A 10,538-nucleotide genomic window follows, 5' to 3' on the forward strand; every position below is an offset into this window, starting at 1 on the left:
GGATCTAAGTACATGTATAAGTTAAGATTCTAGCTAAAAACCCTATAGATTTTAAAATTATATATAACTTACAATTTAAAGTTTTAAAACATAGACATTAAATTTCTAAAGGTTAATAACTCCAAGATGATAACTTAACTATCATAATGAGTTAATTCAGTAACTAAATCATAGCCTCTATTTTATTAAGCATAAACTCTGCAAATCCTACTAACTCCTCTGAATTAAATTTAATATCTTTATTGGGATCTTCATATAACTCTATAGCTGATTTAATAATATATCTATAACTTTTCTCTATATTACTATAAGCCCATTGTCCACCTTCCCTTTTAGAAGATACATACCCTTCCTGTAAATAATATAAAACTCTACATAGATTCAAAATATTATATATAGGATTCTTTATTATATTCTCTCTTGCTCCTTCAATATCACCTATAATAGAATCAATATAGTATTCCTTTGGCACTTCCTGAAATACTTCTTTTATAGGCTTTCCAAATAAGCATATTCCTCTTTCTCTAGTGACAACTATATGGGTTGCTAAGTCCTTGTCAACAGAATCCTCACAAAGAAATTCTGGATTATTTAAATAGTTATTATGATATTCCTTTGAATAATGGATTAGAAAAGGTGTTGGATAAATAAAATTCTTACTATCTTCTTCAAGAATAGCACTTAATTCAAATCCATTTTTAGGGCCATCCTTAGATAGTTCTAAAATAATATCAATAAGTTTCCTTTTTGTTTTAAAGTCCATATTTCTCTTCACTACTACTAAAATATCTATATCACTGGAGTAATAATTAAAGCAGTTCATAGCTAAAGACCCATGAAGGTAAATTCCCACAAGGTTTTCCTTAAGTATATTACAATATCCATTTATCACTTTATTTAATATATTTTCTATCTCTCTCATAAATACCTCTTTCTAAATATCTTATTTAAAATTAAACTAAGATTTAAATATATTTTCAGATAATGCCATTAAACTAATTGTCTAAAGAATAAATACTTGACACTTATTTATTATACTAAAAATATTTCTCCCTAATATTTTATATACCTCCATATTCTTATATATTAGAATTATATCTTTTCTAAATCCTCTTAATATTCATATCTAAAGTCTATAATTACTTTTAAAATAGCTCATATGCCTTATTTAATCTTATAAAATCTTAGTACCTTCCAAAACTCTTATCTTTAATCTAGTAAGATATTAAGCCTAGAAATCAAGTAAATTTTCAGACTTAATCCAATACTTTTATAACTATTATTAATTTCTTAGCCTTTAATTAATTTTAATTTATATATACAATAATAGTAGTATTACATAATAAACTACTAAAGGAGGATATCTAGTGGAAAGACTTTATTATGAAGATCAATATATTAAAGATTTTGTAGCAGAGGTTTTAGATATAAAAGAAATAGATAACAAATTTCACATTGTTCTAGATAAAACTGCATTCTTCCCTGGTGGGGGAGGGCAACCTTGTGATGAAGGTTTTATAGAAACTTTTAAGGTTATAGATGTATATGAGAAGGATGGAACCATATATCATGTTACTGAGAAAAAGCCTATTAAAATTCATAGGGTTAAATGTTCTATAGATTGGAAAAAAAGACTTGATGGTATGCAACAACACTTAGGTCAACATGTACTTTCTGGATGCTTTTTTAAACTCTTTAATGCAAATACTTGCGGCTTTCACTTAGGTAAGGATATTAGCACAGTAGATATAGAGGGTATATTAGATGAAGAAACCATAAGAAAAGCTGAAGCTATGGCAAATGAGGTTATTCACAGCAATATAAATGTGGAATTCCTAACACCAAATAAAAAAGAACTAAAAAAATTAAATCTAAGAAGAGATCTTCCAAAAACTGATGAACAAATAAGAGTAGTTAGAATAGAAGATCTAGATATAAATGCTTGTTGTGGTGTTCATCCATCCTCAACCTTAGAGCTTCAGGTAATAAAAATTAGAAGATGGGAAAAGCATAAAAATGCTACTAGAATAGAATTTTTAACAGGTAATAGAGCTGTTCAGGACTATCTAAAGAAAGATCATTATCTGAATCTTATATGTAGATACTTAAATACCAATGAAGAAGATGCTATAAAGGGTATTAAAAGCTTACATGAAGATCTTAAAAACGCTATAGAGGTAAATAAAAAATCTATGGTTGAGTTAACTAATTATAAGACTCGTGAAATTATAGACTCTGCTGAGAAGATAGGTGATATATCTGTAGTTAAAGAAATATATGATAATGAGGATATGAAATACATAAATAAGTTAGTTTCAAGGATTACAGATAGCCCTAAAACCATTGCTTTAATTGCTGTTAAATCTTCTGATAAAGCTAACTTAATTTTCTCAAAATCAAAAGATATAAAAAACTTAAATATGAATACCCTTCTTAAGGATGTAATTACCTTAATCGATGGTAGAGGCGGTGGAAGTGAGTTCCTAGCTCAAGGAGGAGGAAAAGATAACGGAAATATAGACTCTGCCTTAAACACTGCCTTTATAAAAATAAAAAATAGCTAGATTAAATCCTTATAATAATTAAATTAGCATGTTAAATTCTTAATTTTCGTCTATTATAAGATTTTGATATAAGCTTAACTCATCAATGATTCTTATGTTAAATCTCTAATTAACAAGTAAATCAAATTAAAAAGAGTACTTAAGATTTAAGTACTCTTTTTAATATTAATTATTATGGTCTTTCAGGCTCTCCTGTTTCTACAGGACCTGCTGGATTTCCAGTGTTTCCACTCCATTCATTCCATCCGCCATCATAAATTGAAACATTTTTCACTCCAATAACCTCAGCATATACTGCTGCCTCTGCCGCTCTCCAACCTGTTCCGCAGAAGAAAGCTAGTCTTTGCTCTGGTGTAATACCCCATTCCTTCCACATAGCTATTATTTCATCTTTATTACGCATAGTATTATCTAAATTTCTATAGTCTTGAAGGCTTGAAGAGTCTTTACCTCCATGACCCCACACTGCTCCAGCTGGACGTCCTTTTGGTTCAATATAATCATATCCTGATATCTTACCTATATGCTCATCCCAGGCTCTTATATCTACTAATCTACTTCCATTTTTATCTTCTAGTATTTTCTCAGCTTCTGGCATATCAATGATATATTCTTTATTTAACGGTGTAGTTATTCCAAAAGAGTCTACTGGGTTTGCCTTATTTGATTCCTTTTCTAACTCATATCCAGCTGCTTTCCACTTCGCAGTTCCACCATTTAATACTCTAACATCTTTAACACCTAAATACTTTAATATAGAAGCAACCCTATATGCTGCTGTTTGATCTGGTCCATATAATACAACTGTAGTGTCTATTGTAATTCCTTTACCTTCAGCAAATTCTATAAGCTTATCATCTGAAAGACGGTTCCAAAGAGGACCTTCTTCAACTTCATCAGTATTTATATGTACTGCCCCTTTTATATGTCCATCTTTTAAATAATCTGGTGATTTTGTTTCATCTCCCCAGCTAACTTCAAAAATTTTAAAATCTTTTCCATTGTAAGTTTCAGGATTCTTTCCATCTACTAAGTCTTTTACCCATGATACAGGAACTATCATCTGGTAATTTGGATAAGCTTCCATTTCAAGACTTGTATCCTTAGTCCATTCCTTAACATCATAGGTATATAAGTTTTTATATCCCTTTTGAGCTAAATAGTCTGCTACTTCCTTAGCATCTTTTCCATTAGCATCATAAAGAACTATATTTTTTTCAGTTGATATTCCCTTGGTTTTTAAAGCTTCATCTAAAGTAGCTTCCTTCTCTTTAGAATCAACTTTTAGCCAAGCAGCAGAAAAGTCCGTTGCTCCTTTTATATGGCCTCCTCTTGTTACACCATCAAGTTTCCAACCATTAAAAGCATCATTCTCTCTTGTATCTACAACTACCCAATCACTTTTATTAATGTTATCTTTAAGTTCCCTTGTAGAAATTGTTTTTGTATCAGCTTCTACTTTAGGGGCTTCTTTTTTGCCACAAGCTACTAAAGCAAATACTGATAAAGCTAAACATAAAACAAGAGCTAAACCTCTTACTTTTTTCTTCATCTTAAATTCCTCCTAAAAATATATTTCATATATCCACCAAATATAGTATTTAACGTAAAAAATCTATAATATCTTAAAGCCTAGAAACTTTATCAAAATTATTTCATTGATTTTATATTTCCTTATTTATAATAACATTTTTTTAAAAAAGTGGTTATTTATTTATTAAATAACTCCAATGATACCTATAGATATTATCAATAATAGGGATATCAACGAATAAGTTTCCTTATATCCCTATAATTATAGAGTTCCAATATTAAAGGCTAGTTTATACATACCTTGAAGTTCTAAGTCAGTCTATAAAAAATCATAGGTATAAATTAAGAACTCATATAGGAATCCTCTATGAGTTCCATTGTATTCTTAATTAAAAATAAAAGTAGTTATACTTTAATGCTATTATCAATTTAATTGCACTAAAATATAACTACTTATTAATCACTATTTTACAAAGGATATATTAATATTATTGATTTTCTCTGGTTTTTGATCTATATTATTTTCCTTTGCAAAGGTGATATTATCTCCCCTAGTTATCTCTACCTTAAATCCGGCTCTATTGATTCTTCCTTCTATACACTGTCTACATTCTGCTGCCTCATCTCCTGTGCATATCTTTCCATCATATAAGGAATATTTTTCACGTACATTAGTTGGAGAAAGGTTAGGCATAACTACATTTCCTCCAGCTTTTATTCCCTCTTCCCTTCCTTGTGGATCAATACTTCCAAGGGAGGTGGTGGCTGGAAGAAGTACATCTGGAAGTAAAAGCCTAATTATAGCTAACATGGTGGTTGTATCTTCAAGGCTTCCCCCCTTATAATCCTTAAATGGAGTATCCTTATGAGGTATAAAAGGTCCTATTCCACACATGTGGGGCTGAATTTCTTTTACGAATAAAAGATCCTTTACTAGGTCTTCATTAGTTTGTCCTGGTAGCCCTATCATAAATCCAGCTCCAATTTGATATCCTATTTTCTTTAAGTCTCTTAAACACTTTATCCTATTTTCAAAACTAGAATTAGGATGTAGCCTTTCATATAACTCTTTTGAGGCAGTTTCATGCCTTAAAAGATACCTGTCAGCCCCAGCCTTAAACATTTTTTCATAGGACTCATAGCTTCTCTCTCCTAAAGAAAGAGTTATTGCGTTTTTAGGGTGTCTTTTTTTTATATCTTTAATTATACTTATCATTCTCTCATCAGTGAAATACGGATCTTCTCCCCCTTGAAGTACATAGGTCTTATACCCAAGGGCATCTCCTAAATCAACACATTCTAAAATTTGTTCTTCTGTTAATCTATATCTATCTGCATATTTGTTCTCTGCCCTAATGCCACAATAAACACAATTCTTTACACAATAATTAGTAAACTCAATAATACCTCTCAAATAAACCTTATCGCCATAGGTTCTCATTCTTGTGTCATGAGACTTTTCTAGTAAATATTTTTTATCCTGAGAAGTTAAATTATCTAAGATAAATAAAAGCTCCTCACCAGCGGCATTATTTTCCCTATATAGCTTGTCTATTATATCTTTCACCTTCATAATTACACCTCAACTACTAAAACATAATTATTTCCTCAAAGTTAAACCTATACTATATACATCTTTATCTGAATGAATATTCCTTCTACTTTATTATAACAAATGTAATTAAGTAATTATAATACTTAGCTAAAATTTTTATAGCCACGGATATAATTTATTGTATGAAAAAATAGTAGTTATCCTTTTACAGATATCTACTACTTTCATTTTTGTATATTTTTTATTTTCCACCTTATAATTATGCTAAGCTTCCCATCCCTTAGCTCTGAAGAGATTTCGTGCCCCATCTGCTCAACTAATTCCTTAGTTACTGCAAGTCCTATCCCTGTGCTTTTACCACTTCTAGTACGATCTGCCGTAAAAAATCTTTGGAAAAGAAGTTTTGAATCTTCTTCACTTAGATTCTTAGCCCCATTAGTAAAAGTAGTAATTATTGAATCCTCTTTTTTCTTTAGACTTATCTCTGCTAAGTCTTCTCCATGCTTTAATATGTTCTGTATTAAATTAAATAATATTCTATTTACTCCGTTTTCATCTCCAAGAACCATAGGTACATCTTCATCTATATTAATAGAAGGCTCTATGCCTTTACTTATAAACTCATTATAAAATGAAGCCATAGAATCACAAAGCAGGTTAGGCAAGTTAATTAATTCAAACTGAAACTTATACTCTCTCCCCTCAAGCCTTGATAAATCATAAAAGCTAGTTATTAGCATCTGTAGATCCTTCGTTCTTTTCTTTACTATATTTATGTAATCATATCTTTCCGCTTCACTTATATTAGGATCTTCCATAAGCTGAATGTATCCCATTATTGATGTTAGCGGAGTCCTTAAATCATGAGATATATTAGAAATTGATTGCTTCATCTCTAAGTTCATTTCCTTATACTTAATTTCACTTTCTTGTTTTAGACTTAAGGTATTATTTATTTCTAAAATTAATTTTTCTATTTCATTTCTTCCTGTTTTTAATAGTATTTTTGAATTTGTTTTGTTTCTATTTATGGAACCAAGCTGACTTTTTACACTTTTCATCTCTTTTCTTAATAAGAAATAAAGGGTGACAAATATACCCAATGTAATTGAAAGAAAAATAATTATTATCCAAAGCATATAAGTCCCCCCCTTCTTATAATCCTTATTTAATTCCTAAAGTTATTACTTAATCTCTTTATTTCTTAATAATATCATACTAAGAACAGTAAATACTATAGTATATGCAGCTCCTAATAATATAGCATCACTTACATTACTAGTACTTAAAGGTTGTTTAATTATATTAGTTAACTTAGAAGTAATAAGTATTTCACTAATATAGCTAAACTTATCAGATACAAATATTGATAATAATTTGATAAGATTTGTTGTAATTAAAAACACTCCTGCATATGCAAGGGCAAAGATATTGCTACTATTAAAAAACAATGCCATAAAGTTTCCTAAAGATAAAGCTCCTATCCATAATACACTAGAGTATAAGAACTTTAGCATAAATTCTAATAAAAGGTCACTTGGCCCTCCTAGAATTGTTAATCCACTTATCAAAAATACTGATAATATAATAAGGGCTGATGCTGCTGCAAGAAGAATTGTAGAAATAAGTTTAGAGATTACTACTGTATTTCTTTTCACTCCAAAAGCTATCACATTCTTAAAGGTCTGATTTTTTTGTTCATCACTAATGGTCATTTCAATAAAAGCTGGAATTAAATATATTGCCAAAGCCAGATTTATAGTAGCAGCCTCCAGTGCAGTATTTAAAGATATATTTGGTATAAGTGTGTTAGTTCTACAAACTATTACAAACAAAAAGGCCAAGAGAGACATTATCCCTGTATAAATCCAAAAGTATTTTCTATTAAAGTTTCTATAAAGATCTGCTCTTATATAATTAAGCATTATGTCCACCCCCAATTAAATCTATAAAGTAGTTTTCTAGATTTACTCCTGATGAACTAATTGAGTAAAGCATAATATTATTATTTATAATAGCCTTAGATACCTTCTCTGGGGTATCTATAAGTTCATATAATCTTATTTCATTATTATTTATAACTTCATATTCACTACAGCCAAGCTCTCTCTCTAATATAACAGCTGCTTTAGCCGCATCATCTACCCTTATAGCTAATGCTCTTCTGCATTTATCATCCAACTCCTTAGCAGATATCTGTTCTATAAGTACACCATTATTAATAAATCCATAGGTAGTTGCAAGATAGGAAAGTTCACTTAATATATGACTTGATATAAGTATTGTAGTATTTCTTTCCCTATTAAGTTTTAATAAAATTTCTCTGACATCTACAATTCCAGTAGGATCAAGTCCATTTATAGGTTCATCTAAAATAAGTAGATCTGGGCTAGACATTATGGCAAGGGCTAGCCCTAATCTCTGCTTCATCCCCAATGAGAAATTTTTAAACTTCTTCTTTCCCACATCCTGAAGGCCTACTGCCTTAAGTGCATAATCTATAGAATCTTTTTCTACTATTCCTCTTTGGATTCTATAATACTCAAGATTCTTCTTTGCAGATAAGTATGGGAAGAAGCTCGGAGTTTCAATTATAACTCCTGTCCTTCTTCTAGCTTTATTCAATCCATCAGAAGAAGTTTCATTAAATAAATCCATTTCCCCACTAGATGGAATTGTAAGTCCACTTATCATTCTAAGTAGAGTTGTTTTTCCCGCTCCATTTTTTCCAACAAGCCCATATATATCCCCTTGTTTTATTTCCATATTGACATTATTTACTGCCAATTGATTATGATACTTTTTAGTTAAATTCTTGGTTTTAAGTATTGTATCACTCACTTAAACTCCCCTCCCTTTCTTGTATAAGGCAACCTAAATCAACTACTTGTACAAATATCTATAACAAATATTTTAAATAATATAGAACGAATCTTCTTTTAGATGGTGTTTTTTCAACCATCTAAAAGTTAGATGAGTTAATCTAGGGGCGTAGCAACTGTTATCCCCACCTTTCACACGGATGGGGGTGTTACAGTTCCTAGCCATCAGATAAATCTACTAATTATCATAAGTATTAGTAATCTCAGTAGCTCCCACTAAATAAGTACTACATAAATTCTATATCTAAGACCTACTAGTACTTCTTCAAAGTGCCTAACTATATATTAAAATATAAAATACAAGATATCTTAAAGAAAAACTTAAGAAAGTATTAAGTTCTATCACTTATCTTAAAACCGATTCCCCACACCGTATGAATATACTCCACATTAGGTTGAATTTTAGAAAGCTTTGAACGTAGATTACTTATATGGACATTTACCGTATTATCATCTCCTAAAAATTCTTCATTCCAGACCTTTTCAAACAAATTTGACTTTGTAAATACCTTGTTTGGATTCTCCATTAGAAGCTCTAATATGCAAAACTCTCTTGCTGTAAGAGTCACAGTTTCTCCATTTAAGGTAACCTCTACAGTGTCTCTATTTAAAATTAAATCCTTATGCCTTAATATTCTTTCCTTAGAATTAGAATTGGAAAATACCATATAACGCCTTAATTGGGCCTGAACCCTGGCTAAAACTTCATTGGTATCAAATGGCTTGGATATGAAATCATCTGCTCCAAGTCCAAGGACTTCCACCTTAACTTCTTGATTTTCCTTTGCAGATATAACTATTATAGGCATGGTTTTTAACCTTCTTATATCTTTTATAATATCCTCTCCATTTATCCCTGGTAACATCAAATCAAGTAAAACAAGCTGAAAATCATATTGCTCCATGCACATAGTAGCCTCTGTTCCTGAGTAAGCAGCTCTTACATTATACCCTTCCTTAGTTAATATTTTGCAAAGAAGATTGTTTATATCTAAATCATCTTCCACAACTAATATATTTATATTGTTATTATTCATAAACCATCTTTAGTGTAGAATGAATTATACTCATCATACTCCACTAAAGTCCCCCTTTCATTTTATAACTATAAAGTTTATATAAACTTAAATTGAAATTCTACAGTTAACTTATCATAAAATGATAAAATTTAACAGTAGATTTTATAAAACATACATATTAATTTCTCTTAAAATATAATTTATATGATAAAAAAGGGCTGCCCCATTAAGAATAAATACTACAATATATTGTGCTAATTTTAAATTTGCAAATCAATATATTCTATGTAAATTCCTTAATGCTACAGCCCTTTTAATATATTTAACTTAAACCGGATCTTACTTCATATGGTGTTCTTTCCACCATATGAAAGTTAGATACGTTAATCTAGAATCTAGTGGCGTAGTAACTGTTATACCTCTCCTTTCAAAAGGCTGGAGGAGTTACAGCTCCTGGCCACCAGATAAATAATTCTATCTTAATAATTTCTCATACTTTTTATGATTTAAGATGATCCATATATAGACTTACTATTTATCTTCTCTTAATAAATAGTCATTTCCATCCTGATCTTTAAATGAGAACATCTTTCCATAAGGCATAACCATTAACTTTCCTAACTCTACTCCCTTTTCCTTCATTTCATCATAAGCTTTCTCTACATCAGTTGTGCTTAATAGTATTGATGGATGCATAACGTTAGCTTCTGGATTTTGAGCCTTCATTGCTTCTTTACTATATAATACAAAGGTTGTAAACTCCTCTTCACTTGGACCTACTTCTATCCATTTCATTCCTGGAGCCATTTCTTGTTCAAACTTAACTACAAATCCAACCTTTTCAGTCCAAAACTTCTTAGCTTCCTCTTGATCATTTACGTATATTGTTATTTTTCCTATTTTGTTTATCATTACTTCATCTCCTCCTAAAGAACGTTTGTTCTTATTTTAATACAGTTTATTAGAAATGTCTACTATATTATCC

Annotated in this window: 9 protein-coding genes; 1 reads left to right on the forward strand and 8 read right to left on the reverse strand. The window is 30.1% G+C overall.

Going from position 1 to position 10,538, the window contains the following annotated elements; translation table 11 throughout:
• Positions 1–163 precede the first annotated feature (163 nt).
• The gene (locus AB2369_RS07570) at positions 164–922 is read right to left on the reverse strand and encodes an aminoglycoside adenylyltransferase domain-containing protein (RefSeq protein WP_367665875.1); all 759 of its coding nucleotides are present in this window, start codon (positions 920–922) and stop codon (positions 164–166) included.
• Between the two features lie 445 nt (positions 923–1,367).
• On the opposite strand from AB2369_RS07570, the gene AB2369_RS07575 reads away from it, so the two are divergent.
• Positions 1,368–2,564, forward strand: a complete 1,197-nt coding sequence (locus AB2369_RS07575; protein WP_367665876.1) for a DHHA1 domain-containing protein — start codon at positions 1,368–1,370, stop codon at positions 2,562–2,564.
• 172 nt (positions 2,565–2,736) lie between these two features.
• Here AB2369_RS07575 and AB2369_RS07580 read toward each other — a convergent pair whose 3' ends face one another.
• The 7 genes from AB2369_RS07580 to AB2369_RS07610 form a co-directional block, all read right to left on the reverse strand.
• Complete coding sequence (locus AB2369_RS07580; RefSeq protein WP_367665877.1) at positions 2,737–4,116, reverse strand: rhodanese-like domain-containing protein; 1,380 nt, start codon at positions 4,114–4,116, stop codon at positions 2,737–2,739.
• Between the two features lie 444 nt (positions 4,117–4,560).
• Entirely contained in the window at positions 4,561–5,670 is a 1,110-nt protein-coding gene (hydE, locus tag AB2369_RS07585) for a [FeFe] hydrogenase H-cluster radical SAM maturase HydE (protein ID WP_367665878.1), read from the reverse strand.
• A gap of 206 nt (positions 5,671–5,876) precedes the next feature.
• A complete protein-coding gene (locus tag AB2369_RS07590; protein WP_367665879.1) occupies positions 5,877–6,791 on the reverse strand; it encodes a sensor histidine kinase in 915 nt (304 codons plus the stop codon).
• A gap of 45 nt (positions 6,792–6,836) precedes the next feature.
• The gene (locus AB2369_RS07595; RefSeq protein ID WP_367665880.1) at positions 6,837–7,577 is read right to left on the reverse strand and encodes an ABC transporter permease; all 741 of its coding nucleotides are present in this window, start codon (positions 7,575–7,577) and stop codon (positions 6,837–6,839) included.
• Entirely contained in the window at positions 7,570–8,493 is a 924-nt protein-coding gene (locus tag AB2369_RS07600) for an ATP-binding cassette domain-containing protein (protein WP_367665881.1), read from the reverse strand. Before AB2369_RS07600 ends, AB2369_RS07595 begins: the two co-directional genes overlap by 8 nt.
• 373 nt (positions 8,494–8,866) lie before the next feature.
• Positions 8,867–9,571 carry a response regulator transcription factor gene (locus AB2369_RS07605; RefSeq protein ID WP_367665882.1) on the reverse strand — a complete coding sequence of 235 codons (705 nt, stop codon included), beginning with the start codon at positions 9,569–9,571 and terminating at the stop codon, positions 8,867–8,869.
• Between the two features lie 513 nt (positions 9,572–10,084).
• Positions 10,085–10,465: a VOC family protein gene (locus AB2369_RS07610; protein ID WP_367665883.1), complete on the reverse strand. Its 381-nt coding sequence runs from the start codon at positions 10,463–10,465 to the stop codon at positions 10,085–10,087.
• Positions 10,466–10,538: the final 73 nt, after the last annotated feature.

The sequence above is a fragment of the Clostridium sp. genome (genome assembly GCF_040797585.1).
Taxonomy (GTDB): domain Bacteria; phylum Bacillota; class Clostridia; order Clostridiales; family Clostridiaceae; genus Clostridium_Z.

Excerpts from the sequence above, each read along its gene's own strand:
- AB2369_RS07610 (WP_367665883.1), bottom strand. The coding sequence starts at position 10,465 with ATGATAAACAAAATAGGAAAAATAACAATATACGTAAATGATCAAGAG.
- AB2369_RS07570 (WP_367665875.1), bottom strand. The coding sequence starts at position 922 with ATGAGAGAGATAGAAAATATATTAAATAAAGTGATAAATGGATATTGT.
- AB2369_RS07595 (WP_367665880.1), bottom strand. The coding sequence starts at position 7,577 with ATGCTTAATTATATAAGAGCAGATCTTTATAGAAACTTTAATAGAAAA.
- AB2369_RS07580 (WP_367665877.1), bottom strand. The coding sequence starts at position 4,116 with ATGAAGAAAAAAGTAAGAGGTTTAGCTCTTGTTTTATGTTTAGCTTTA.
- hydE (WP_367665878.1), bottom strand. The coding sequence starts at position 5,670 with ATGAAGGTGAAAGATATAATAGACAAGCTATATAGGGAAAATAATGCC.
- AB2369_RS07590 (WP_367665879.1), bottom strand. The coding sequence starts at position 6,791 with ATGCTTTGGATAATAATTATTTTTCTTTCAATTACATTGGGTATATTT.
- AB2369_RS07605 (WP_367665882.1), bottom strand. The coding sequence starts at position 9,571 with ATGAATAATAACAATATAAATATATTAGTTGTGGAAGATGATTTAGAT.